Here is a 25,364-nt window from a genome sequence, read left to right as displayed (position 1 = left end):
GGCCTGGGAGGCTACCCGGTCTCATTGGCTGATATTCATCGGTTATCTAGTCTTGCTTCTTGCTATAAGTTTTGCCCTATCCTTGGCAGCCTTTCCCATTGATTTAATCATGAGTTTAATCCTGGCCCCTTTATTTAACGCTGGTTGGTTCATGCTGGCCTACGGATACCTAAAAAATCAGACGGTAGGATACCCAGATTTGCTGAGAATTCTTGTCCGGTTTTTTGATTTCCTAATGATCGACTTGAGCTTTATAGGCTTTAGTCTATTGCTATCGCTTACTTTGTATATTGTCTCGGTTGTGTCCCTGTCTACTTGCGCAGGCGCTACCCTGGTCGTCTTAGCCAAAAACCAGGGCATCAATGTCGGTTATGTAGATTTACAGCAAGGTCTCCCGGCCTTAATGCTGGCAAGTTTTTTGGTGGGACTTTTGATAATCAATATCTTAATCTCTATGGTATACTTGGGCACTGTGTTAATGTTTAGTAAATTGTTGGTTATTGACCAAAAAATTAATTTTTGGCTAGCGATGGTCTATAGTTGGCGTATCGTGAAGCGGAACTTTTGGCCCTGGCTATGGTTTCTGGTATTGCTGGTGTTGATTAATTTAGGTGGGTCTCTCCTATGTGGGTTGGGTCTAGGGTTGACGATTCCCCTCACGTTTTGTGCGTTGACCCGCGCCTATCTCGACGTGGTGCATCAGGAGACGGCCGTTTAGGGGGGCCAATATAGCAGCACACCCTATGGCCCAGGCACCTCACTGATTTATCCTAAGCATGAACGCACCAAGGGGTACGGGGATGAACTTGGGTGACCTACTGAGGGCCATTGCGGCCTATTTGCCCCCCTTAGACGGGCAAGACCCGCTGTTGCAGCAGCCGGTGACGGGGATCACCTGCGATTCGCGCGCCTGTAGGCCGGGGATGGTGTTTGTGGGGCTGCCGGGGACGCGGGTGGACGGGGGCGACTTCTGGCCGGAGGCGTTGGCCAAAGGGGCGCTGGTGGCATTGGTATCTCCCCGGGCTGACTTGCCCCCGCGCGTGATCCCGGTAGAACGCATCACCCAGGCTTGCGGAGAGTTAGCCGCCGCCTTTTACGGCTATCCGCGTCAGCAGTTACAACTGGTGGGCGTCACGGGCACCAACGGCAAAACCACCACCACCCACCTTATCGAATTTCTGTTGCAGCAAACCCAAGGGTCAACGGCTCTGCTGGGGACGCTCTACTATCGTTGGCCGGGGTATCAGCAAACGGCAGGGCAGACCACGCCGGGGGCGGTGGAGTTGCAGCAGGTTTTGGCGCAAGCCATCCAGGCCGGTTGCCGGACAGCTGTGATGGAGGTCAGTTCCCATGCCCTGGCCCAAGACCGGGTAGCCGGTTGCCGGTACGATGTGGCGATTTTCACCAACCTGACCCAGGACCACCTGGACTTTCACCTGACGATGGAAAACTACTTCCGGGCCAAGGCGCGCCTGTTTGAGCCAGACCTGTTGCGGGGGCGGGCGATTGTCAACCGGGACGATGGCTATGGCCGACGCTTGATAGCCGCTTTGCAGCAGTTGGCTTGGCCCCTGTGGACCTATAGCGTGACGGGGCAACCGGCGGACATCGGGGTGCGTGACGTGCACTACAGCGCCCAGGGGATCACGGCCCACGTCACCACACCGGCGGGGGAAACCACCTTAACCGTCCCCTTGATCGGCGCCTTTAACCTGGCCAATACCTTAGCGGCGGTGGGAGCAGCCCTACATCTAGGGGTGACGCTGGAGCAGATTCAGCAGGTCTTGCCCCAGTTTCCGGGGGTGCCGGGGCGGATGGAGCGCATCCAAGTCAGTCCCAACCAGGACATCAGCGTGGTAGTGGACTATGCCCATACCCCCGATGGTTTGGAAAACTGCCTGCGGGCCATGCGTCCCTTTGTGCCGGGGCGATTGATTTGCGTGTTTGGCTGTGGGGGGGACCGGGACCGCAGCAAACGACCGCAGATGGGGAAAATTGCTGCTGAACTGGCCGATGTGGTGGTGGTGACCTCTGACAACCCCCGCACCGAAGACCCCCAGCAGATTATTCAGGACATCCTGGCGGGCATTCCCTTTACGCCCCTGGTGTGGGTACAACGGGACGAGGCCATTCACCAGGCCATCCAGATGGCTCAACCCGGGGACGGGGTGATGATTGCCGGCAAGGGCCACGAGGACTACCAGATCCTGGGCACCACCAAAGTACCCTTTGACGACCGGGAACAGGCCCGCTTGGCCCTCAAACGGCGCTTGGGTCTCCCTACTTGACCAAAGACACCCTATCCACGTCCGGGAGCACCACCGCCGGGGGAAGTACAGGCCCAGCTTGCCACCAGCAGACCAGAGCCGGAACCACCCCCAGTGCCACGCCGAGTCCAATGGGAATCCAATAGCGGCTATCCAGCAGCCCCACCGTGATCACCGCCCCAAACAGGTAATTCACCAGGTACAGCACCAGGGGCACTGTCAACTCCCGCCGACTGAACACCAGGGGTTGGCCCCGCCAGAGCAACGCCGCCAGGCCCATAAACAGCACCCCCGTCCCCAGCCAACCCAGCAGGTTGCGATAGGGCATCCCGAAAAAGGCCCCGACTTCCTGGAACTGCCAAAAGGGGACAGGGGTTTGACTCATAGCCGGGTCTAGGGCCAAATCCCAAGCCACCAGCAAAAGCGCACCACCGGTTACTGCCCCTAGGTACCGCCAACCCGGCCAGCGCAGGCGTTGACAGCCCCCATAGGCCAACAGAAAACACACCAGCCCCATATAGAACCAGGACAAGGGAATCGTAAAAGGCACCCGTCCGGCAATCTTGTAACCCAGCCCCGCCAGGTAGCCGTAGCGCCCGAAGGGAAACCCTGTACTTGTCCCCAACAGCTCACTGCCCAAGGAAATCACCACAGCCGGCACCAAGAAACCCAACAGCAGCCGGGGACCCAGCACCCGCCAGCCATAGATTACCATCGCCAAAGCCCCCAGCAGGATATAGACCACTCCCCCCCCCGCCATACTCCAGGCAAACAACCGCTGTCCCGCCGTCGGCAAGGCCAACACCCACTCCGGATGGGGCAACACCCCCACCAGACCCGCCACACCGAACACCATGGCCCCCACATGGGCCGCCACTGTCCACCGCTCTAACCGCTCCTTCAGGCCCATATCGCCGCCCCAAACCTTCTCTTTTAGTTTACAAATCTTTAAGACTTTTTCTCAGGCCACCGGACTGCGGAACAGGCCTTGGGGGCGTACCAGCAGCACCAGCATCATCACCACCAGGGCCACCCCCAGCTTGTATTCACTGGGCAACCAATAAGTACTCACCTCTTGAGCCACCCCCACGATCAAGGCCGCCACCATGGCCCCGTAGGGATTGCCGATCCCCCCCAAAATCACCGTGGCAAACATCGGCAGCAGCAAAAACCAGCCCATATTCGGGCGCACCGCCGTAATCAACCCATACATCGCCCCCCCCAGAGCCGTCAGCCCCCCAGCCACCACCCACGTCCAAAAAATCACACGCTGCACGTCAATCCCCGCCACCTGGGCCAGCTCAGGGTTATCTGCCACCGCCCGCATCTGCCGTCCAATCGCCGTTCGTTGCAGCAGGAAATGCAACAGCAGCACCGCCACCGCCGCCATGGCCAACACCACCAGGCGATTCGTGGTCACCTGCACCGGCCCGAGGGCCACCGCCCCAAACACCGGCAGGCGATAGTTCTGATTCTGACTCCCCCAGATCAGGATGATCCCGTTGCGGAGAAACAACGCCAGCCCAATGGACATGATCATCATGGTGGTGGGGGACGTCCGCTGCCGCCGCACCGGTGCCCACAGGACCTGTTCTGTCAGCCAAAAAGCCCCCACCGTCAACAAACACCCCACCCCCATCGCCAGGGGCAATGGCAGCCCCCCCTGATTCGCCAGCAGGGTCAAATAGGCCCCCAGCGTCAAGAAATCCCCATGGGCAAAGTTCGACAGGCGCAAAATCCCGTAGGTCAACGTCAGCCCCACCGACCCCAGCGCCAGAATACCCCCCAACGCCAAACCATTGACCAGCAACTGCGCCAGCTCAATCCCCATCCTCACTGCACTCCCGTTGCGCCCGCGCCAATGCCGCCCGCACCTGGTCAAACCCCGTCCCCCCCAAACTCCGCCGTCGGGCCACCACCTGCTCCGGCCGGATGACCTCGTAGATGTCGGGGCCAAAGTCCGGGTGGAAGCGCCGCCATTCCTCCAAGCACAAATCCTGGAGCAACCGCCCCTGCTGTTCGCAAAACTGCACGATCTGCCCCGTGATCTGATAGGCCTCCCGAAACGGCACCCCTTTAGCCGCCAGGTAATCCGCCACATCCGTCGCGTTACTCCAATCCTCAGCCACCGCCGCCGCCAGCCGGTCCCGGCGAATGACGATCCCCTCCTGCCACACCAGCGTCATCACCGCCAGGCAATCCTGCACCGTCTTGACCGTATCCAACAGCGCCTCCTTATCCTCCTGCAAATCCTTGTTATAGGCCAGGGGCAATCCCTTAAGCACCACCAGCAGTGCCTGCAAATGGCCGAAGACCCGCCCCGTTTTCGCCCGCACCAGCTCCGGCACATCCGGGTTTTTCTTTTGCGGCATCATGCTCGAGCCAGTAGCACAGCTATCCTGCCAGGCGATAAACCCAAACTCTTGAGACGACCAGAGCACCAACTCCTCCGCCATGCGGCTTAGGTGCACCAGGATTAAGCTTGCCGCCGCCAGGAACTCCACCACAAAATCCCGGTCGCTGACCGCATCCATACTATTGGCACACACCCCGGCAAACCCCAGCAGCGCCGCCGTGTATTCCCGGTCAATGGGAAACGTCGTACCCGCCAGTGCCCCCGCCCCCAAAGGACACAGGTTCACCCGCCGGCGTACCTCCTGCAACCGTTGCCAATCCCGCTGGAACATCTCGAAATAGGCCAGCAGATGGTGCGCCAAACTCACCGGTTGCGCCCGCTGCAGATGCGTATAGCCCGGCATCAGGGTTTCCACATGCTCCGCCGCCACCCGGCACAGCACCCGTTGCAACTGCCGCAACCGCCCGGCGAGGTCGTCAATCGCCTCCCGGAGATACAGCCGCAGGTCCGTAGCCACCTGGTCATTGCGGGAGCGGGCCGTGTGGAGTTTTTTGCCCACCTCCCCCACCAGTTCCGTCAGGCGCCGCTCCACCGCCAGATGCACATCCTCCCCCTGGACTGGAAACTGCCCCTGTTCGTATTCCTGAAGAATACGCGCCAACCCCTGCACCAGGATTTCCCCCTCCTGCGGCGTAATGATCCCCTGACGGGCCAGCATCCGGGCGTGGGCTTGGGACCCTTGCACATCCCAGGGCAACAGGGCCAAATCAAAGCCAATACTGGCGTTGAACTGGGCCACCAACGGGTGCAAAGGCTGGCGAAACCGCTGGCTCCAGGGCTGCGTCATACCCGGAACCGTTCCACCTGGGGCTTATAGCCAATGGGCAGGACCCGCTCCAGATTCGGGTGGGGTCGGGGAATCACATGGTAGGACAAAAGCAGGGACTTTTCCTTAGGATTGTAGGGAATAACCTTCTTGGCCGCTTCCACACCAGCTTCCACCGCCCGTTTCACCTCCGCCACGTCCCCCCGCACGATCACCGTCACATAGGCCCCACTGATGCGCTCGCAATGCACCAGGGTCACCCGCCCCGCCTTGACCATCACATCAGCCACCGCCAGACTCGGGGGCGTTCCCAGCACCTCCACCATCCCTAAGGCAACCGACATCGCCGTCGCACACCCGACTCGTCCTTAACCCATTATCCCCCGTTGCTGGGATCAACGCCAACCCCCTAATTTACAATCATTCGCAACAAAACAAACTTGTTGCCAATTACCCTTTTTTTGATTAAGGTAGTAAGCAGGGGAGGGGGAGAGGAGCACTTAGTCTGGAACACAGCCTATGCCGAGGACAGAAGCGTTGGGTATGCAACTTTACGACACAGCTGACTTGCGGGCGGAGCTTCATCAAATTGGCTGCCGGTTAACGCCCCAGCGGGAAAAAATCCTGAAATTTTTCCAGAACCTACCCCAGGGCAATCACCTAAGCGCTGAGGATGTGTATCAGGCCTTACGGCAACGGGGGGAAAGTATTAGTCTGTCCACCATCTACCGCAGCCTCAAACTGATGGCTCGTATGGGGTTATTGCGGGAACTGGAGCTGGCGGAGGGACACAAACACTATGAACTCAACCAGCCCTATCCCCATCACCATCACCATTTGGTCTGTGTCCAGTGCAATCGCACTATAGAATTCACCAACACCTCCATCCTGAAGACCGGCATCAAGCAGGCGGAAAAGGAAGGATTGCACCTACTGGATTGTCAGTTGACGATCCACGCCATTTGTCCCGAAGCCCTGCGGCGCGGCTGGCCTTCCCTGTTGCCCAGCAATTGGGTCTGTCCCCGGGCGCTCAACGGCACCGTCACCGGCGTCATTACCCCAAACTAAGCACCCACCAGCCAGTTCAACACACCGCTGCCCAGGTAAATGAAAAAGCCCACGATGGTGGCGGCACTCAGGCTCAGGGCAATGAAAAAGTCCCGGTAGGGAATGCGGGTCAACCCCAGGGCATAACTGACAATATCCTGCGATAAATGCATCACCAAAAACATGTAGAAGATACTGTGGTGGGTCTGCAAATCGGCCAACCAGCGGTCCAGGGCTGCCACCTGGTGATGTCCCACCAAACGCACCACCAGCCGCCGTCCCCAGCACCGGGCAATCCAAAAATTCACACTACAGCCGATCAAGGTGGCAATCCAGCTCAGGACAAAAGCCTGGTGTTGGCCGAATAGGGTCCCCCCCAGGATGTAAAGGGAACTGCCACTCAAGGGGGCCAGGATGAGGCTGCCCGCCGATAAGCCCACAAACACCAACCGTGCCGACCAGCCAAACCGGGCCAACCACTCCTGGGTTGGTTCCAGGCCAATCCAACGCAACATCAGGGCAGCCAGGGCATAAAATGCCAACACTACGGCCACCGCCCCTAGCACCCGCACCGACCAGCTTTTCGGCTGTGGTTCAGCCACCATGCCCCAGGATAAGCAACGATAGGAAGGACCCCCCATTCCACAAAGCGTGGAGCAGGATAGGCGTCCACAAACTCCCCTCCCGAGTGTAAACAAAACCTAAAAGGATGCCCAGGGCTGCCAGCGGTAGTAATTCCCCCACATTCAGATGGGCTAGGGCGAAAATCCCCCCACTAACAACAATGGCCCCCGCCAAGGGTAGTCGGCGCGTCAAAGACGGCAGCAAAAACCCGCGAAACACCACCTCCTCAAAAAAGGGTGCCAGTCCCACGATCACCAGGGCAAAGAGCGCCAGCAGCCAGGGGTCCTTGGTGGTAGTCAGGATGGGAATCAAAGGATTGCCGCCGCCCCGTCCCCCCAGAAGACGTTGGTTGAGCACGGTGGTCATAAACACCAAGGGCTGGGCCACCAGGTATCCCCCCACCACCCAGGTCAGCGTCCGTCCCTGCAGGCGCCAGTCAAACCAACACCGGTCTAGGGGGCGATAGCGGCGCACGTGCAGCCAGACAATCCCCACCCCCACCACACTCACTAGGCCATAGCTCACTAAAACGTAGATGCCCTGTCCCCAGGGTGTCCGCACGGTTGGCAGCAGTCCTGTAGCCTGCACCAGCAAGGGCAATAGCACCTGCCCCAACCCAAAGAAGGCCACAAACCACAGCACCATCACCTGCAACACCGTATCCAGGCCCCACGGCACCGACCAGCGGGGACCTTCCCGGCGTCCTAGGAGCGATTGCCGCCCCTGCCACAGCCATTGCACCCCCAGCCCTATCAGCAGTAATGTCCCAGCAACCCCCGCCAACAGGGGCATCCCTACCACCACCACCAGACGGGTCAGGGCATTTTGGGCCAGGATTTGCGCCTCTTTTTCCAGGGCAGCCAACTCCCCTTGCCGCTGTTGCAATTTGTACAGCCGCCGGAGTGCCACCTGCTCATACCAGCCCGAGAGATGGTCCATCAACAGCAATTCCGCATCCGGTAGAATGCGTGGCGGTTCCGCCCACAGCCCCAGCAACACCTGCGCCGTTGACCCCAGGTCCCCAGGTCCGGCTTGCTCCATTAATGTCTGCCATGTATCCCAAGCAGCCTGTATTTGGCCTTGGGCCGCTTGAATTAACCCCAACCGCAATCTCCCTTGGGCCTGGTCCTGCAGGTCCATCCGTTGGAGAAAACGGCTGTAGGTTTGTTCCGCTTGGGCCAAAGCCGTTTCCGTCACCCAGGGGGGCGTCTCCAGCCAGGCTGTCGCCTGTAGCTGTAAATCCACCGCCCGCAGTTGCAGAAGATTTTGGGGCTGGGGCTGCTGCCAACTGTGGAGCAGGGCCGAGGCGATGACCGCCGCCACCGTCAGCGTCAAAGCCGGCAGTCCCACCCGTCGCCAAAAAACCAGCGAACTATTCATGCTCAAGTCCCCAATATCTGCCGGATAGCCCGCGCCACCTGCACCTGTTCTTCCTCGGTCAACTCAGGGAACAGTGGCAGGGAAAACACCCGCCGGCTCAAGGTCACCGCCTGGGGAATCTGGGCCGGGTCATATTGCAACGACCGGTACAACGGTTGCAAAGGCAAGGGGATAGGGTAGTACACTGCCGTGCCGATGCCCAGCCGCTGCAACTGCGCCCGCAACTCATCCCGGCTGATGTCGTCCCGCTGCAGCACTACCGTGTACTGGTTCCAACTGTGGCCCGGACTGTCCTGGGGCAACAGCAGTCCCGGTACATCCGCCAGCAATTGGTGATAGCGGTGGGCCAAAGCCCGTCGCCGTACCAGCCACTGTTCCAAATAGCTCAATTTCACCTGGAGTATGGCCGCCTGGAGGGCATCCAACCGACTGTTGATCCCCACCGTTACCGAGCAGTAGCGCTCCCGTTGGCCGTGATTTTTCAGCTCCCGCAGGCGCTGGGCCAATGCCGGGTCGTGGGTCGTAATGGCCCCCCCGTCCCCCAACGCTCCCAAATTTTTGGTGGGGTAGAAGCTAAAGCAGCCCAGGGTCCCCCAACTGCCCACCGGTCGGCCTTGCCAGTGACTCCCCAGGGCCTGGGCGCAGTCTTCTACCAGGGCCACCCCCTGAGCCTGGGCCAAGGCTTGCAGGTAGGTCATATCCACCGGACGGCCAAACAAGTGCACCGGCAGGATGGCCTTGGTGCGGGGGGTCAGGCGTTGGGCCACCTGGTGCAAATCCACATTAAACGTGGTGGGGTCAACATCCACAAAAACCGGCGTGGCCCCCGTGAGGCTAATGGCCTCTGCCGTGGCGATAAAGGAAAACGCCGAAGTAATCACCTCATCCCCCGGCCCCACCCCCAAAGCCCGCAGGGCCAGATACAGGGCATCGGTCCCAGAGTTGCAACTGACGCAGTAGGGCACCCCAATGAGGTGGGCCAAGGCCTGCTCCAAGGCTGCCACCCATTCCCCACCAATGTAAGTCCCACTGGCCAAGACCTTGTGGACCACTGGGAGTAGCACAGGTTCCAGTTGCCGGTACTGGCGCGTGAGGTCGAACTGGGGAATGGCCGTGGCCACCGCCATCTACACAACCACAGGTGTGGCCACTGCTTCGACGATGGCCCGCACCGCAGCCGTCATTTCCCATTCATCCCTGAGCCGGTTCACCGCCCGACCAATACCCACGCCCGCCGCCCCTGCCGCCAGGGCCAAGGGAGCCGTCACCGCCGACAAGCCGGACGCGCAAATCACCGGTACAGCCACCGCCCGGGACAGGGTGTAGGCAGCCGCCAGCGCCGGTACCGCTTTGTGCATCAGGCCGAGGACCCCTGGTTGTTGGGGTTGGACCGCCACACCGCCTTCCGTTTGTAAGACATCCGCCCCCAGGCGCACCAATTCCTGGGCCAAGTCCGCCTGGACATCCAAGGGCAAGGTGTGGGGCACCGTCACCGTCAGGGGCACCTCCGGCAACCGCTCCCGCACCTGCACCGTCAGGGCGCACACCCGATCGGCATCAAACACCTCCCCTTGGGCATAAAAGGGGTCAAAGTTACCGATTTCTACCATATCCGCCCCCGCTTCCACGCAGGCCGGCAGTACGGTCGGGTCAATGGTAGACACACACACCGGCAAATGGGTCAGGGACTTCGCCAGCATCACCAGCAGGGGGTCCGCCGCAATATCCACATAGGTTGCCCCCCCCTGGGTTGCCGCCCGGACCACCCGTCCTACCACTTCCGGGTCTTTTTGGGTAATGCCGCTAATGATCTTCACCGCCCGTTTTTGGGCCAGAACCGACCGCCACCAGCAAGAGAGTGCCATAACGCCCCATCTGAACAACCATCGAGCCTATTCTACCCTGGGCGACAGTTGTTAGACTGGTCAATATGGCGCGATCCCCAGCCGTATTACGCACCCTTTTGGGCTATATCCGTCCCTACTGGCGGCAGGAACTAATTGGTATTACGGCACTGGTGCTGGTGAACGTGTTAGGGGTGGTCATTCCCCTGGTGTTGCGCCGCGCCATCAACCAACTGGAGCGTCAACCGGCGTGGGGGACATTAGCGGGTCATGCCCTGGCCATTGCCGGTCTGGCGTCGCTGATGTGGGCCATCCGCATAGTGTCCCGGTTGTATTTGTTTGGGGTGGGCCGCCAGGTGGAATTTGACTTGAAGCAGCGGTTATTTGAACATTTCCTGCGCCTCGACCCCCAGTATTTCCAGAGCCATCCCCCTGGCGAACTCATCAGCCGGGCCACCAGCGATGTGGATAACATCCGCCGGTTAGTGGGCTTTGCCATGCTCAGCCTGGTAAATACGGTGTTGGCCTACGGCCTGACCTTGCCGGTGATGCTCAGCATCAGTATGCCGTTGACCCTGGCGGCCCTGGCGGTTTATCCCTTGCTGTTATTGGTCGTGGCCCTGTTTGGGGAAACCCTGCGTCAGCAGCAGGCCCAGGTCCAGGAGCGTTTGGCCGACCTTAGTGAACTCATCCAGGAGGACCTCAGCGGCATGGCCCTGATCAAAACCTATGCCCAGGAGGAGACCGAACGCCAGGGGTTTACCCAGCTGAACCGGCATCTGTTGCAGGACAATTTGGCCCTGGCGCGGACCCGTAGTTTTTTATTTCCCCTGTTTGGGGGCATCGCCAGCCTGAGTTTACTGCTGGTGCTCTGGCTCGGCGGTCAAGCCCTAGAAAGCGGCCAGTTACGGTTGGGGGGTCTTATGGCCCTGCTGGTTTACGGGGAACGTTTAATCTTCCCCACCGCCCTGTTGGGGTTTACCATCACTTCCTTGCAACGGGGCCAGGTGAGCATCGCCCGCGTGGAAAGTCTATTGCAGGAGCAACCCCGAATTCAGGACCCTCCCCATCCCTTGGTGCTGCCACCCGTGCGGGGGGAAATCCGCCTCCAGCATCTGACCTACACCTACCCCGGCCAGCTGGAACCAGCCCTGCAGGACGTGAGCTTCACCGTGCAACCCGGAGAGACCATCGTCATCGTGGGACCCATCGGTGCCGGCAAAAGCACCCTCCTACAGGCTATATGTCGGTTACTCCCCATTGCCCCCGGTCAGATATTCATTGACGGCTACGACATTACCCAGGTGCGTTTAGCCGACCTACGCCGTGCCATTGCCTACGTCCCCCAGGAGAGCTTTCTGTTTAGCGCCACCATCGCCGACAACATTCGCTATGGGGACCCAGAAGCCGACCTAGGCCGGGTAGAAGGTGCTGCCGTGCAAGCCCACCTCCACTCCGAAATCCTTAGCTTCCCCCAGCAGTACGAAACCCTGGTGGGCGAGCGGGGCATTACCCTCTCGGGGGGTCAACGGCAACGCACCGCCCTGGCCCGAGGGTTACTGGTACGCGCCCCCATTTTGCTCCTCGACGACGCCCTGGCCAGCGTGGACGCCCAGACGGCCCAACTCATCCTGCAGGAATTGCGCACCCTACCCCAGACCATCCTGTGCGTCACCCACCAGCTCAGCGTCACAGCCATTGCCGACCGGGTGCTGGTGCTGGAACGGGGCCATCTTGTACAGCAGGGCACCCATGCAGAGCTCGTCAGCCAGCCCGGCCTCTATCGGGAACTCTGGGAGACCTACCAACTGGAGCAACGATTGGCCTAGCGATAGTCCGGGCTTTGCACGTAAGCTAAACGCGCCGCTTCGCGAATCCCGTACTCCGGTCGGCAGAACCGGTCCAACTGGGCCTCAAAGAAACGGCGGTTGGCCCACAGATGGCGGGGATTGGGGTCATCCAGGGGATAGAGCAACGCGGCCCGCAGCGCCTGGAACACCGCCGACGTCACCGTGTACATGGAGCGCTGGAAGCTGATCCCCAACTGCACCAACATATCGTCCTCACCCCGACAGTGCCGCCGGTAGTAATCCACCAAAAAATCCGGCAGGAAATGCAGCATGTCCTGGGCCAACAGCGTCGGCGGAATTCCCGCGGTGGCAATGGGGAATTTATCCGCGTAGAGCACCCCGTAGTGGAAATCCTCCTGCTTATCCGGCACCATGTGGGCCTGGGCATTGTAGGACTTGGTCCCCCGAAACGGCGATGTGCGATAAAACACCGCCTCCACGTAGGGCAGGGCCGCCTCGTACAGCCACATAAACCCCTTGCTTTTAGGAATAATCTCGTAGCACTCCCCCCGGATGTACACGTGGTGATAAATCGGGCGACCGGCTACGGCAAAAATGCCATTGACCAGGAAATCCACCGCGTCCTTGACCGTTTGAATCGAACCCTCCAGGTAGCGGTCGTAAATCTCAAAAAATACCGGCGCCATCACCTCCCAGAACAGACCCAAATTGGCGTAGTAGGAGGCTTGGCGGCACTGTTCCAAAAACAAGTCAGGAAACAAGCGATACAGCCCCAGCATCAAAGGATTGCCCCGGAAATAGGCGCGAATCGCCCGGTCTGCGTTTTGCTTGTATTCCTCGCTGTCGAGATAGGGGTCAAACTGGCCCCCCATCCCCCGGTGCCAGAGCATCGCCCGCATACACTCCTCGGCAAATTCCATATTGATCCGGTCATGCCAGAGATGGTGCAGCAGGCGGGGCATTTTGAACGTTTCCCCTCTCTGCAGGAAGGCAACCAACTCCGGATGCGCCGTCGCCTCCCCCCGCCAGATGCGCAAATCCGCATCGTCTCCCGCGTAGTGGTTGTGGCGCTGTAAATACTCCTCAGAAATAAAGTACTTGAAGAAGGGCAACGGATTGAGAAACACCTGCTCAGCAATGTAGAGCAAGTCCCGCCAGTAAAAATCCATTGGCACCGCGTAGGCCTTCCAGATGCCCACGATCTGCATCAAGTTTTCCGGGGTATCCGGCACCATCGCCCCCCCCGCCTCCAACCGATGCACCACCTCGGCAAACTCATGCCGCGACGGGGGCAGCTTCGTTTTCGGTTCCACAGTCGCCGTCATGGGAAAACCTCCTTGGTCATTCCGCCAATAAACTCACCGTTTGGGTCGCCGGGGCGCTGGCCAGTTGGGTGACCGCCAGACGTTGGGCCGTCGTCTCACTCCACTGCACCAGCCAGCGCGGTTGCACCCCCAAAAACAGAATCAACCCAGCCAGCACCAACGCCGGCACCTTTTCCGCCAGCAACACCCGCGGGTAATAGGCCGTGCGGTTATCCAAGCGTCCGAAACAGGTGCGGTTGATCAAAATCACAAAATACACCGCCGTCAGCGCCGAACCCACCACGCACAGCAACGTCTGTACCGGGAAGCGCTGGTAACTCCCCTGGAAGATGAGAAATTCCGCCACAAACCCCATCATTCCCGGAATTCCGGCACTGGCCATCCCGCCGAGCACCAGCAGGGAACTCACCGTCGGCAGCCCCCGCAGAGGATTCATCAGGCCATTGAGCACGTTCAGGTCCCGTGTACCCACCTTGCGCTCCACCAACCCCACCAGGTGGAACAGAATCGCCAGGATGATCCCGTGACTCACCATCTGGGCGATCGCCCCTACTACCGCCAGGGGAGTCCCCGCCGCCGTACCCAACATCACGTAGCCCATGTGCCCAATCGAGCTGTAAGCCACCATGCGCTTGATGTCCTTTTGGGCAATAGCCGCCAGCGCCCCAAACAAGGCCCCCGCCACCCCCCAAGTAGCCAGCAGCGGCGACAAAGGTGCCCACACGGACGGGAACAGCTCCAAGCCGAACCGCACCAACCCGTAGGTCCCCAACTTCGCCACCGTTCCCCCTAGCAACACCGCCACCGGGGGCGACGCCTCTCCATAAGCATCTGGCAGCCAGGTATGCAGGGGCACCAGGGGCGCTTTGATGGCAAACCCCAGCAGCAGAAGCAGCAGCAACGTCACCTGCAAACCAACCCCCAACCCGGCCACCGTTGCCTGCACCTGTGGGTAGTCAAAATCCGGCCGTCCCCCCAGCCAGCCCAGGGCCAGGCACCCCACCAGGATCAGCACCCCCGAAATCGCCGTATAGAGCAAAAACTTCAGTGCCGCGTACTCCCGCTTCGGCCCCCCCCAAATCCCAATCAAGCAATACAGAGGCACCAACTCCAACTCATAAAACAGCACAAACAGCAGCAGATTCTGGGCCGCGAACGCCCCCGCCAGGCCCGCACTGGCCCACAACACCAAGCTGTAATACAAACGGGGGCGCTCCACCGTCACCGGCGTACTGTAGACCACCACCCAGGTAATCAACGTATTGAGCACCAGCAGGGAAATGGCTAAGCCATCAGCCCCCAGGCGATAGTTCAACCCCAAATTCGGCAGCCAGGGCCAATTTTCCACCAACTGCATCCCGGTCTGGGTCAGGTCGAAGCGGCTCAGCAGAATACCGGCCCAGGCCACCATCAACCCGCTGACCACCAGTGCCAGCAGTCGCATCTGCCGGGGGTCGCGCACCAACCACACCAGCAACGCCCCCACCACCGGTCCGGCAATCAAGGCACTCAGCATGACGGCACCCCCTCACGACAAGGTCATCACCACTAAACCAACCACCAGCCCCAGACCCAGCAGGATGGTCACCAGATACCACTGGAACTTCCCCGACGTGCTGTACTTCAGGGTCTCCCCGCCGATGATGGTCACCACCCCCACCAGATTCACCAGCCCATCCACGATGTAGCGGTCCAGCAGATCCGTCACCCGGGACACCAGGTCCACCAGGCCCACCACCGTTAGCCGATACAGGCGCGGCGTGTACAGGTCGTAGGCCAGCAAATCCTGCAACTGTCGCCAGGGCAGCACCACCGGCTTGGCAATTCCCGGACTCAGGTAAATCACCCCCGCCAGGGTCAGTCCCGACAGCGTGCTCAACGTCAGCAAAATCCCCCAATCCGTGTGCCAGGCCGGCAACAGGTCCACCGCCGCCAGTATCTGGGGAATATGCAGCACCACCCCCGCCAGGACCGTCATCGGCAAAATAAACGGCCAGTGCAACTCCGGCGACCGCTCACTCATCTGCTTCGGCCGGTTGCCAAAGATCAGGCAGAATACCCGCATAAAGCTAAACGCCAGCAGGCCGTTGACCAGCAGCACCGCCCCCACCAACACCGGCGACCGGAAACTCAGGTCACTGAGCAACTGCATCAGCACCCAAAAGCCCCCCAAAGGCGGCAGCGCCACCAGCCCCGCCATCCCCACCAGGAAACTCAACCCGGTAATGGGCCGGCGCGACCACAAGCCCCCCAACAACGTCACATCCTGGGTGATGTTATTCCAGACAATATTCCCCACGGCCATCACCGGCAGCCCCGCCGTCAAGCCATACACCAACAGCAACAGCAGCGCCGTATCCAGGTGTCCCGTTCCCACCGCGATAAACACCAGCCCCATGTAAGCGCTCACCGGGTAGGACAGGGTACGCTTGACATCAATCTGGGCAATAGCAATTGCCGCCGTCCCTACCGCTGTGGCCACACCGACCCCGACCGTCGCCCCCAGCGCCCCCGGCGACAAGGCCAACACCGGCGCCAACTTGATCAACACCCAAGCCCCCGTCTGCACCACCACTGCATTTCTTAAGATGGTGGCCGGGATCGGTCCCTCCATGGCCTCATCCAACCACAGGTGGAAAGGAAACTGGGCGCATTTGCCCATGGGTCCCGCCAGCAACGCCAACCCCACCGCCAAAAACAGCCCCGGATGCGCCTGGGCATAGGCCACCGTTTCCGGTCGTTGCGCCCAATCCGCCAACGCATCAAAATCCCAGGTATGGGCCAGCGGCCACAAGGCCAGCACCCCCATCAGCAGCAGCAAATCCCCCACCCGTTTGGTCAAAAACGCATCCCTAGCTCCCGTGACCACCAGCGGTTGGGGAAACCAAAAGCCCACCAACAAATAGGTCCCCAGCGTCAAAATCTCCAGGAGCATATAGGAGAAAAGCAGGGAGTTACACAGGGCCAGAGCACTCATCCCTGCCTCAAAAAACGCCAGCAGCGAATAGAACCTGGCCCAGCCCCAATCCATCTCCATGTAGCCAAAGCCGTAAATCTGGGCCAGCAAATTCACCCCAAAAATCACCACCAGCGCCGTTAGGGAAGCCGCCGAAATCTCCAGGGGCAACGTCAGGTCCAAACCCGCCACCTGCAACCAGGGAACATAGACATGTAGCGGCTCCCGACCCAGAAAAGCAATCAGCGCCAGGGCGCTATGCCCCAAACTCACCAGGGTCATCAACGTATTGAAATAGCCGGCCGGTCGTGGTCCCGTGCGGCGAATGATCCCCGGAAACCAAAGCGCCGCGATGACCGTACCCACAAACGGATAAAGAGGTACCAACCAAACCGAATCCAAAAACCACGTCAGCATGGACCACCTTAGATGAACACGACAGGGATCAAGTCAAACGTTGGCTCCGACCAGGGTGGGACAAAATATCCTGCCTACTACCATAACGGCCTGAGCCGGTCAGGGGAAGGGGAGCAGGACTCAAAATTTGCAATCGCAGCCGTCAGTTTTTCTTATGGATGGCAGGTCCCTTCTAGAATGGAGTTAGCGTCCTTGTTATACCCATGGAACCGGACCAGCACCGCATTCCCGAGCCTTTGGCCGCGGAGATTTTCCGGCGGGCGGCGCGCTTGTATGTGCAGTCCCAGGGCCAGCTTCCCGGTTACACCGTCAGCGAACTTCTCCAAGCCGGTCAAGCCGCCCAGATTCCCCCAGAGTACATCCACCAAGCCCTGGCCGAACTCCATGCGCTGCCCCTATCTCCCAGGCGCCCCTGGCGTTGGTTCATGCCCTTAGGGTTACTGGCTGCCGGTTGGGGCAGTTGGATAGTTTGGCGTCCCATAGCCGAGCGTCCCCGTCCTGTCGCCCTTGAGCAACAACTTCAGCAACGAGTCTGCCCTCAATGCGTGTTAAACGGGGCCGATTTACGGGGCCGCAATCTCAGCGGATTCGATTTACGGGGGGCCAACTTACGGGGCGCGAATTTGACGGGGGCCAACCTGAGCCAAACCAACTTACAGGGCGCGGATTTGCGGGGAGCCATTTTGGACCAGGCCAACCTAAGCCACGCCAACCTCGCAGGGGCCAATCTCAGCGGCGCTACCTTACAGCAGGCCAACCTCACCGCTGCGGATGTATCCGGCGCCATTATCCAGAGCGCGCAACTGGTGGCGGCCAATCTTACCGGCGCCCAACTCCAGGCCAGCCGCCTACAGGGGAGCAACTTCACTGGTGCCGATTTGAGCCATGCCAACCTCGAATGGGCCGATGTAGAGCAAGTCAATTTCCAAGCCGCCATTCTCCGGCACACCAACTTACGCAGCGCCAAGCATTGGGAAACGGCGGACCTTACCGGAGCCAGGCAGTGAAGCTGATAGACATTTACACCCTGCGCCCTCATGTCGGGACCCAACCGTGCCTTTGGGGTGTTGGCAATGCTGGAGGCAGTTGTTAAACCCCTTGCACTGGCGGGGATTACCCTAGGTGGTGATTAAGTGCCCCCCTGAAATAGCCAAACGGCCTCGAGCACCCTGGGCGCCTAAACCTTTTGGCCCCATATCCGCACTCCCCCTAAACGGCCCCCGGCAAACAGCTTGGCGATGGCTCGGTAGAAAGCCAGATAACTTTCCACTAGGTCGTCTCCGTGACGGCGGCGGTAGTCATCCTGTTTTTCCTGAAACGCCCAAAACCGTTGCTGCACCCAGGTCTGCCACAGGGGGGTCACATTTTCCCAGGCGATATTCCCCAAACCCGCTTGGGTCAAATGGGCCTGGTATTGCTCTAGAGTCGGCAGATTGGGACAGGCCACCATCTGGACCAAGGTCTCCCGCTCCGCCGGAGTCAGGGGTTGCAGTTGCACGTAGTCTTCGATGTAAAACCGACCACCGGGTTTGAGAACGGCGGCACACCGGCGAAACAGGGTCTCCCGGTCAGGGATGTGCAGAAACACCAGCAGCGATAACCAAGCGTCGTATTGCCCCGGCACCCCCTGCAAAATATCCCCCTGGATAAAGGTGACGCGCTCGGTTAAGCCGGTCCGCTCCGTCAGCTCCACCGCCATAGCGCACAAGCAGGGTTGCAATTCCAAGCCCGTCACCCGACAACCCACCCGCTCGGCCAAGTAACGGGCAGTACCCCCCACCCCGGCGCCGATGTCCAGCACATGGGATTGAGCCGTCAACTGCAGCCGGGCGATGGCCTGGTCAATGGCCGCCGTGCCACAGTAGTGGTAATGGTCCAAACCCCTCAAGTCGGCGGTGGTCAGTCGGTCGGGCAAACCCGCTAACTCCCCCTGCAAAAAGGGCAAACGATAGCGGTACATACGGGCCAGGGCGTCGTGCATTGGCTGTGTTACGGTGACCTACCCCGCCCGATTGTAGCCCAAGCCGGCACCCAACGGAGTACCATAAAAAAGCAATTGCCAGTGGGAATGGCACGTGCGCAGTCACTTGTGTGGACAATTGGGCCGGGCAGACATCGGCCAGACGGTGCAGTTATGCGGCTGGGTGGAACATTACCGGGACCACGGGGGCGTGATTTTCTTCGATTTGCGGGACTACAGCGGGCGGGTGCAAGTAGTCAGTGACCCGGAGCGCACCCCCCAGTCCTACCCCATTGCCCAGCAGTTGCGTCTAGAGTCGGTGGTGCAGGTAAAAGGAACGGTCAGCCAACGCCCTCCCGGCTCGGAAAATCCCCGGCTGGCCACCGGCGCCATCGAAATCTACGCCACCGAGCTGGTGATTCTCAATCCGGTGACCCGAACCTTGCCCTTTGCCGTCAGTGGCAGTGAGCCGGTGCGGGAGGAACTGCGCCTGAAATATCGCTACCTGACCCTGCGGGGGGATAAGTTGCAGCAGAATTTGCGCCTGCGTCACCGGGTGGTCCAGTGCATCCGCCGGTACCTGGAGGATCAACTGGGGTTTTTGGAGGTAGAAACGCCGATGCTGACCCGTTCCACCCCAGAAGGGGCGCGGGATTACCTGGTACCGTCCCGTATCTATCCCGGCCAGTGCTATGCCCTGCCCCAGTCCCCCCAGCTTTTTAAGCAATTGCTCATGGTGGCTGGCTGCGACCGCTATTACCAGATCGCCCGCTGTTTCCGAGATGAGGACGTGCGCGCCGACCGGCAGCCGGAATTCACCCAACTGGATATGGAGCTGAGTTTCGTTTCCCTGGAGGACATGCTCCGGTTAAACGAAGACCTGGTCTGCCACGTGCTCTACAAGATCAAAGGCATCCAACTGCCCCGGCCCTTTCCCCGCTTGACCTACCGACAGGCTTTGGACCAGTACGGCACCGACCGGCCCGATACCCGCTTTGACCTGCGGCTGGTGGATGTCTCCGATGTACTGGCCGACTGTGGGTTTCGGGTGTTTCGGGAGGCGGTGCAAAGCGGCGGCATGGTGAAAATCCTGCCGGTGCCGGCCCACCAGGCCCAGACCATCTCGAATGTGCGTATCAAACCGGGGGGCGACCTGTTCCGGCTGGCTACCGAGGCGGGGGCCAAGGGTTTGGCCTACATCCGGGTGCGGGAGGGCTACGAACTGGATACGATTGGGGCCATCAAGGACCATCTCAGCCCAGGACAAAAACAGGTGCTCCTGGAACGCACGGGGGCGCAACCGGGGGATTTGCTGCTGTTTGGGGCTGGACCGGCGGACGTGGTGAACAAATCCCTAGACCACCTGCGGCAACATTTGGGGCGAGAGTTGCGCTTGATCGACCCGGAGGCCATTGCCCTGGTGTGGGTAGTGGATTTTCCCCTGGTGGAGTGGAACCCCGATGAACAGCGTTACGAGGCCCTGCACCACCCCTTTACGGCCCCCCACCCGGAGGATGTGGACCATTTGGAGCGGGCGCGCGCCTTGGCCTATGACCTGGTGTGGAACGGTATCGAAATCGGCGGCGGCAGTTTACGGAATTACCAGCGCCCGATCCAGGAAAAAATCTTCCAGTTGATTGGGTTATCGCCCGCCGAGTACGAGGAGAAATTCGGCTTTTTGCTGGAGGCGTTGGAATACGGGGCGCCCCCCCACGGAGGCATTGCCTACGGGTTGGACCGGTGGGTGATGTTGCTAGCGGGAGCGGAATCCATCCGGGAGGTGATGGCCTTTCCCAAGACTCAGCAGGCCCGGGATTTGCTCACCGATGCCCCGGCGCCGGTCACCCCCGCCCAGTTGCAGGAGCTGCACATCCGGTTTGAGTTGGCCCCGGCCGAGGCGTCCTGATGGAGCTGCCCCCGACCTTTGCCCAAGCGGTTAGCCAATTCAACCAGGGGGACTACTACGCCTGTCACGACACCCTGGAGGCCCTGTGGTACGACGCGCCGGAGCCGCAACGCACACTCTACCAGGGACTGCTGCAAATGGCCGTTGCCGGTTACCACTACAGCCATGGCAACTACCGGGGTGCAACGCTGCTGTTGGGGGAAGGGTTGTTTCGCCTGCGCCGCTGTAGCGAACTCCCCACTGAATGGGACTTTGCCGTCCTGATGACCCAAGCGCAAAAGCTGCTTAACGCCCTGCAACAGATGCCAGACTCCCCACCCCCCTTCGCCCTGACCCTGCCCCGCCAATCCTAACAAGCTGTGTTACAATTGGTAATAAATCTATAGATTTGTCTTAAGAATCTTTGCGGGAATAAGGAGGTTGCGGTCATGGCGCATTGGGGAATGCGGCTAGGCGACTTTTTGCGTGCCCGGGGCGACTGGTCCTGGCCGTTGGCGGTGACATGGACGATGCTGCGGGTGGTTGCCGGGGTGGTGATGATTCACAACGGGCTGGATAAGTTGGCGGATATTCCCGGTTTTGCCGAAGCCTATGTGCAGGTGATCGGCTTGCCGTTTCCTATCTTTTTCTCCTACGCGGCGGCCTGGGCGGAACTGGCGGGTTCGGTGCTGTTGATAGCCGGGTTGCTGACCCGTCCGGCGGCTTTGAGTTTGTTGGCGACGATGGCGGTGGCCATTTATCACCATATCAAGGTGGCCGGGTTGGGAATTGCGTTTCTGGAGTTGCCGAGCCTGTATGCGGCCTGTTTCCTGCTGTTTACGGTGAACGGGGCAGGGCCGATTTCCTTGGACCACTGGTTGGGAAGCTGGCTACAGGCCCGGCGATTGGATGCCCTGGACCAGGCCCTACCCAGAACGCTGGTGGAGGCCGGGCGTTCCGCGAAGTGATAGATGTGGGCTAGAGGTTGACCAACTATCCGAATTGGTTCCATGTCTGAGTTTACAGACAATCAGGTCTTCTAACCCTTTTTGTCCATCACCACGGGTAATCTCTAGCCTTCTTTCCTTAATCATTGAACCATTATCACAAAATTTCTGGATTAAGCTCTCTGTTTTTCTATCAATGAAATAATACTCTACATCCTTACTCTTTAATCCAAACGTACCCACTACTTCTTCAAACTTGCTCACATCATAGATTCTTCGATTACTGTACCAAAGACCATGGGGTGGCCATGGTCCATAGACGAAATTCTTAGAGAAGGGTATTTGGTTGGAGCTAAATTCATTTCGAACTAGAGTACCGAACTGTTCGGGGAAGTTTGAGGCAAAAAACCTACCGGAGTATAGGTAAAACTCCCGAGGAGCATGGAGTATTCCAACTGCCAGGACATAGGTTATCAGTAGTAAACTCCAGAAGTATCTACCTGCAGAAGTAACAAGTATAGTCATACTTGGCAAAACCACGGATAGAAATGTAAAGAATATAGAAAACTTAAAGAGTGAAAAGTCATGAATGTAGGAATGATTAGCAAAAATTAGGTTGTGTACCAGGGGTGCTACAAAAAGTAGACACGTGGCACAAGCTACCATGTTCTTGTTTATAAATGATTTGCGTAATAAGTAAACGTTCAGAACGGTAAAGGTTATCGAAATGATTAGAAGAATGGTTCTTCTTCGGAGTAAATGAATAGGTAAAATCCAAGGGAAGTATGCGATAGAACTCCTTACCGTCTGCCTCAAAAATTTGTGTAATGGAGGAGTATTGGCAATTGATCTATAGAGACCGGTTTTTAGGATCTGATTGAAGCCATCATGGTAGTATAACAACTGTATCAGATAAAAAATGCCTACTAATAACATTCCAACAAAAATAGGCCAGGTATCTGAGACAACCTGCGCCTCCATCTCGCTCTAGGACCGTGACAGAATAACCTGCTTGACTGAGTTTGTAGGCGGCAGTCAAACCAGCAGGTCCGGCTCCCAAAATAAGAATCTTGTTCTCTTTGGCAGACACGACAGGATTTTTGACTTTAATGGCTAGGGATTACTATACACTACTCAGTAAAGCTATGGCAACTAACTCCTGCGGTATCCATGCCGGCTGGGGACTGCTGGCGATTCCCGGGCTTTAGTTGGTAAGTTAGTTGCTAAAATAGCACTAGCGTCATTGGAAGTTATGCCAACTGTCCTGTTAGTCGAAGATGTCCAGACGGAAGCGGCTTTGCTGGCGGGTTATTTGCAGGGGGAAGGGTTTTTGGTGCAACGGGTCGCCAGCGCTGAGGAAGCCCGGCAGTACCTGGCTAAGCACAAGCCTGACCTGATGGTTCTGGATGTGGTCCTGCCGGGGGAGAGCGGGTTTGAACTCTGCCGTCAGCTCAAAAAGCAACCGGAGACGGCCGGTATTCCCATCATCATCTGCTCTAGCAAGCAGGGGGATATTGATAAGTTCTGGGGGATGAAGCAGGGGGCGTCGGCTTACTTGACCAAGCCCGTTAATAAAGAGGAATTAATCCGCACCGCTCGCAGTCTGGTGGGACGTTTCTGAAGCGGCCAGGTCAATCAGGGCGTTGGCAATCGCGGCAGCGACAGGGGAACCCCCCCGGCGCCCAGCGACCCAGATCCGCGGCAAGGGGGTCCGGTTTAACAGGTCCTTGGCTTCTACAACGCGCACAAAACCTACAGGCGCACCGATGACTAGGGCGGGGGGCGTCGGCAGGTCGGGCCACAACTGGCAAAGACGAATGAGGGCTGTCGGCGCATTGCCAATGACGACTACGGGTTGAGGGTACTGGCGCAGGGCGTTTTCCATGCCGTTGGCGGCGCGGGTTTCCCCATCGGAGGGGGCCAGGTCTAGGGCATTGATGAGGGGATTGGGCAAATGGGCGGCTAAGTGGGCTTTGATGCCCTGGGCCACTAATCCCACATCGGTGATCACCGGTACGCCCCGGCGCAGGGCCTGCACCCCCAACTCAATGGCTTGGGGGCTAAAGTGCAGCAGGTGCTTGAAGCTAAAATCCCCGGTGGCGTGAATCACCCGGCGGATGATCACGTATTCCGGGTAGCGCCACCCCCAAGGATGGGGACCAATTTCCCGGTCAATGGTGGCAAAACTGGCTGCGGTAATCGGGTCTAACGCCATCCTTACCCTCAGTCTCATCGGGAAGGGCTATTCGCGGTAGGCGCCGATGGTGGCGATTTCCAGCCGGAACGGGCCAGGGGTAAAGGTGGGGTTGCGCTGGCCGTCATAGGCAAATTTGCTCAGCATGATTTGGAACGAAACGATACGACTCAGGTCCAAGGGGGGGGCGTTGGGGACCGTTTTGGCACGAAATACGGGCACCAAGTCGCCAAAGGGCAATTTCACCGTGATCCAGGTGGCGGGTTGGGTGGCGAATTGGGCGCTGTAGGCCAGGCTGTCCCAGTTGGCGTCATCCCGCACCAAAAACTTGTAGCGTTTGCCGTCGCCCCGCACCCGCAGGACCAGGCCCGTATAGCCCCGTAAATCCAAAGGTGGTTGCAGATTGCGGGTGCGCACCGAAGCAAAACCCCCGTTGTTTTCCGTGGTCACCACCCCTGTAAACTGGGCACCCGCCGTATCCGGCACAAGGCTACTCTGGCTGCGGCCCCCCATCACCACATCGTCCAGCGCCCCCCAGATGGCCAGGCTCTCCGGTTTGGTGAAGTCAAAAATCACATCACCCTGGGGGGTCACCGTTGCCGGGGGCAGTTGCATCCCCAAAAAACGTTGGACGCAATTGACTAGGGGCACGGCTTCAAAGTAGGTCGCCGTTTGCCACCACCGACCGAAATCGGGTAGGAACATGGCGTTTCTCCAGACGGACCACCCCTAGCCTAGCAGGATTTGCCCTAGGATCAACGGCATGCATCCTGCGGTTCGGGTGATTTTGGTGGAACCGGCTGGCCCGTTGAATGTGGGGGCGGTAGCCCGGGTGATGCGCAACTTTGCCTGCCGGGAGCTGGTGCTGGTGCAACCCCGCTGTGACTGGCAAGGGGAGGAGGCGCGTCGGATGGCGGTGCATGCCGCTGATGTGCTCATAACAGCCCAGGTACAGCCGGATTTGCTGACAGCTCTCACGGGTTGTGTACGGGCGGTGGCCACCCTGGGACGGCATCCCCCTGGCGAACCCCTGAAGGCCGTTTTGCCCTGGCTATTGCAGGATGTGGCGCCGGTGGCGGTGGTGTTTGGGCCGGAGGACCGGGGGTTGACCTGGGCGGAGGTGCAATTGGCGCAACGGCAAGTGACCCTTCCTACCCACCCCGACTATCCTTCGCTGAACCTGGCCCAGGCAGTCGCTATTTGCCTATACGAAATCTATCAGTACGGTCGGGAGCATCCCCCTGCTCCATCGGCGGCGGTCGCTGCTGTGGACGAAGTGGAGGCCTACCTGCAGGATTTGGAGTCCCTTTTGCTGCAGATTGGCTATCTGTATCCCCATACGCGGGCGCGCCGCATGGCCAAAATCCGGCGTTTGCTGCAACGGGCCGCCCCTTCTGGCGCTGAACTGGCTCTGTTGCGGGGTATGATTCGGCAAGCTCGCTGGGCTATGCAGTCCAAACCTTAATTTGGGCTTAACTCGGGTGACACAGCAGGGTGGGTATGTTTAAGGGTGGGGGTGTCCCCT

The 25,364-nt window shown here is 59.4% G+C and carries 24 protein-coding genes; 10 read left to right on the top strand and 14 right to left on the bottom strand.

What is annotated here, in order from left to right:
• Both Q6L55_02360 and Q6L55_02355 read left to right on the top strand, forming a co-directional pair.
• On the top strand, nucleotides 1-718 hold a 718-nt coding region (locus Q6L55_02360), incomplete at its 5' end, for a hypothetical protein (protein ID MEN9257564.1).
• 82 nt (nucleotides 719-800) lie between these two features.
• Nucleotides 801-2,288 (top strand): UDP-N-acetylmuramoyl-L-alanyl-D-glutamate--2,6-diaminopimelate ligase, encoded by a 1,488-nt coding sequence (locus Q6L55_02355; protein ID MEN9257563.1) that lies wholly within the window; start codon nucleotides 801-803, stop codon nucleotides 2,286-2,288.
• Here Q6L55_02355 and Q6L55_02350 read toward each other — a convergent pair.
• The 4 genes from Q6L55_02350 to Q6L55_02335 are packed head-to-tail and all read right to left on the bottom strand — an operon-like array spanning nucleotide 2,281 to nucleotide 5,793.
• Complete coding sequence (locus Q6L55_02350; GenBank protein ID MEN9257562.1) at nucleotides 2,281-3,177, bottom strand: carotenoid biosynthesis protein; 897 nt, start codon at nucleotides 3,175-3,177, stop codon at nucleotides 2,281-2,283. The two genes, Q6L55_02355 and Q6L55_02350, sit on opposite strands and share 8 nt — an antisense overlap.
• A gap of 51 nt (nucleotides 3,178-3,228) precedes the next feature.
• Nucleotides 3,229-4,098 carry a branched-chain amino acid ABC transporter permease gene (locus Q6L55_02345; protein ID MEN9257561.1) on the bottom strand — a complete coding sequence of 290 codons (870 nt, stop codon included), beginning with the start codon at nucleotides 4,096-4,098 and terminating at the stop codon, nucleotides 3,229-3,231.
• A complete protein-coding gene (gene argH / locus Q6L55_02340; GenBank protein MEN9257560.1) occupies nucleotides 4,088-5,470 on the bottom strand; it encodes an argininosuccinate lyase in 1,383 nt (460 codons plus the stop codon). Before argH ends, Q6L55_02345 begins: the two co-directional genes overlap by 11 nt.
• The gene (locus tag Q6L55_02335; GenBank protein ID MEN9257559.1) at nucleotides 5,467-5,793 is read right to left on the bottom strand and encodes a carbon dioxide-concentrating mechanism protein CcmK; all 327 of its coding nucleotides are present in this window, start codon (nucleotides 5,791-5,793) and stop codon (nucleotides 5,467-5,469) included. The genes argH and Q6L55_02335 overlap by 4 nt, the downstream gene beginning before the upstream one ends.
• Nucleotides 5,794-5,992: 199 nt before the next feature.
• Here Q6L55_02335 and Q6L55_02330 point away from each other — a divergent pair, with 199 nt between their 5' ends.
• Nucleotides 5,993-6,517 carry a transcriptional repressor gene (locus Q6L55_02330; GenBank protein MEN9257558.1) on the top strand — a complete coding sequence of 175 codons (525 nt, stop codon included), beginning with the start codon at nucleotides 5,993-5,995 and terminating at the stop codon, nucleotides 6,515-6,517.
• On the opposite strand, the gene Q6L55_02325 is transcribed toward Q6L55_02330, so the two are convergent.
• The 4 genes from Q6L55_02325 to Q6L55_02310 are packed head-to-tail and all read right to left on the bottom strand — an operon-like array spanning nucleotide 6,514 to nucleotide 10,365.
• Nucleotides 6,514-7,101 carry a VTT domain-containing protein gene (locus tag Q6L55_02325; GenBank protein MEN9257557.1) on the bottom strand — a complete coding sequence of 196 codons (588 nt, stop codon included), beginning with the start codon at nucleotides 7,099-7,101 and terminating at the stop codon, nucleotides 6,514-6,516. The genes Q6L55_02330 and Q6L55_02325 overlap by 4 nt on opposite strands.
• Nucleotides 7,091-8,500, bottom strand: a complete 1,410-nt coding sequence (locus Q6L55_02320; protein MEN9257556.1) for a type II CAAX endopeptidase family protein — start codon at nucleotides 8,498-8,500, stop codon at nucleotides 7,091-7,093. The genes Q6L55_02325 and Q6L55_02320 overlap by 11 nt, the downstream gene beginning before the upstream one ends.
• 2 nt (nucleotides 8,501-8,502) lie before the next feature.
• On the bottom strand, nucleotides 8,503-9,627 hold the full coding sequence (locus Q6L55_02315) for a DegT/DnrJ/EryC1/StrS family aminotransferase (protein ID MEN9257555.1): 1,125 nt from the start codon (nucleotides 9,625-9,627) through the stop codon (nucleotides 8,503-8,505).
• Nucleotides 9,628-10,365: a DUF561 domain-containing protein gene (locus Q6L55_02310; GenBank protein MEN9257554.1), complete on the bottom strand. Its 738-nt coding sequence runs from the start codon at nucleotides 10,363-10,365 to the stop codon at nucleotides 9,628-9,630.
• 65 nt (nucleotides 10,366-10,430) lie between these two features.
• Here Q6L55_02310 and Q6L55_02305 point away from each other — a divergent pair, with 65 nt between their 5' ends.
• Nucleotides 10,431-12,173, top strand: a complete 1,743-nt coding sequence (locus Q6L55_02305) for an ABC transporter ATP-binding protein (protein ID MEN9257553.1) — start codon at nucleotides 10,431-10,433, stop codon at nucleotides 12,171-12,173.
• Here the strand turns inward: Q6L55_02305 and Q6L55_02300 are convergent.
• From Q6L55_02300 to Q6L55_02290, 3 genes are read right to left on the bottom strand one after another with little or no spacing between them, the layout of a single operon-like run.
• Nucleotides 12,170-13,480 (bottom strand): CO2 hydration protein, encoded by a 1,311-nt coding sequence (locus Q6L55_02300; protein ID MEN9257552.1) that lies wholly within the window; start codon nucleotides 13,478-13,480, stop codon nucleotides 12,170-12,172. The two genes, Q6L55_02305 and Q6L55_02300, sit on opposite strands and share 4 nt — an antisense overlap.
• A gap of 16 nt (nucleotides 13,481-13,496) precedes the next feature.
• On the bottom strand, nucleotides 13,497-14,996 hold the full coding sequence (locus Q6L55_02295) for an NADH-quinone oxidoreductase subunit M (GenBank protein ID MEN9257551.1): 1,500 nt from the start codon (nucleotides 14,994-14,996) through the stop codon (nucleotides 13,497-13,499).
• A gap of 12 nt (nucleotides 14,997-15,008) precedes the next feature.
• On the bottom strand, nucleotides 15,009-16,853 hold the full coding sequence (locus tag Q6L55_02290) for an NAD(P)H-quinone oxidoreductase subunit F (protein ID MEN9257550.1): 1,845 nt from the start codon (nucleotides 16,851-16,853) through the stop codon (nucleotides 15,009-15,011).
• 203 nt (nucleotides 16,854-17,056) lie between these two features.
• Between Q6L55_02290 and Q6L55_02285 the strand changes: the two genes are divergently transcribed.
• Nucleotides 17,057-17,860, top strand: coding sequence for a pentapeptide repeat-containing protein (locus Q6L55_02285; GenBank protein MEN9257549.1), 804 nt, complete (start codon nucleotides 17,057-17,059; stop codon nucleotides 17,858-17,860).
• 170 nt (nucleotides 17,861-18,030) lie between these two features.
• On the opposite strand, the gene Q6L55_02280 is transcribed toward Q6L55_02285, so the two are convergent.
• Nucleotides 18,031-18,834 (bottom strand): methyltransferase domain-containing protein, encoded by an 804-nt coding sequence (locus Q6L55_02280; GenBank protein MEN9257548.1) that lies wholly within the window; start codon nucleotides 18,832-18,834, stop codon nucleotides 18,031-18,033.
• Between the two features lie 94 nt (nucleotides 18,835-18,928).
• Here Q6L55_02280 and aspS point away from each other — a divergent pair, with 94 nt between their 5' ends.
• The 4 genes from aspS to Q6L55_02260 all read left to right on the top strand — a co-directional run bounded on the left by aspS (nucleotide 18,929) and on the right by Q6L55_02260 (nucleotide 23,266).
• Nucleotides 18,929-20,719, top strand: a complete 1,791-nt coding sequence (aspS, locus tag Q6L55_02275; protein ID MEN9257547.1) for an aspartate--tRNA ligase — start codon at nucleotides 18,929-18,931, stop codon at nucleotides 20,717-20,719.
• On the top strand, nucleotides 20,719-21,072 hold the full coding sequence (locus Q6L55_02270) for a DUF309 domain-containing protein (GenBank protein ID MEN9257546.1): 354 nt from the start codon (nucleotides 20,719-20,721) through the stop codon (nucleotides 21,070-21,072). Before aspS ends, Q6L55_02270 begins: the two co-directional genes overlap by 1 nt.
• Before the next feature lie 75 nt (nucleotides 21,073-21,147).
• On the top strand, nucleotides 21,148-21,666 hold the full coding sequence (locus tag Q6L55_02265; GenBank protein MEN9257545.1) for a DoxX family protein: 519 nt from the start codon (nucleotides 21,148-21,150) through the stop codon (nucleotides 21,664-21,666).
• 1,231 nt (nucleotides 21,667-22,897) lie between these two features.
• Nucleotides 22,898-23,266: a response regulator gene (locus tag Q6L55_02260; GenBank protein ID MEN9257544.1), complete on the top strand. Its 369-nt coding sequence runs from the start codon at nucleotides 22,898-22,900 to the stop codon at nucleotides 23,264-23,266.
• Here the strand turns inward: Q6L55_02260 and Q6L55_02255 are convergent.
• On the bottom strand, nucleotides 23,228-23,860 hold the full coding sequence (locus Q6L55_02255; protein MEN9257543.1) for a precorrin-8X methylmutase: 633 nt from the start codon (nucleotides 23,858-23,860) through the stop codon (nucleotides 23,228-23,230). The two genes, Q6L55_02260 and Q6L55_02255, sit on opposite strands and share 39 nt — an antisense overlap.
• Nucleotides 23,861-23,887: 27 nt before the next feature.
• Nucleotides 23,888-24,544, bottom strand: coding sequence for a CIA30 family protein (locus tag Q6L55_02250; GenBank protein ID MEN9257542.1), 657 nt, complete (start codon nucleotides 24,542-24,544; stop codon nucleotides 23,888-23,890).
• 58 nt (nucleotides 24,545-24,602) lie between these two features.
• On the opposite strand from Q6L55_02250, the gene Q6L55_02245 reads away from it, so the two are divergent.
• Nucleotides 24,603-25,304 (top strand): RNA methyltransferase, encoded by a 702-nt coding sequence (locus Q6L55_02245; GenBank protein MEN9257541.1) that lies wholly within the window; start codon nucleotides 24,603-24,605, stop codon nucleotides 25,302-25,304.
• The last annotated feature ends 60 nt before the right edge of the window (nucleotides 25,305-25,364 follow it).

The organism is Gloeomargarita sp. SRBZ-1_bins_9, assembly GCA_039794565.1.
Classification (GTDB): domain Bacteria; phylum Cyanobacteriota; class Cyanobacteriia; order Gloeomargaritales; family Gloeomargaritaceae; genus Gloeomargarita.
Note: the sequence above shows the minus strand (reverse complement) of the source record. Positions and strands in the feature narration are given on the sequence as shown.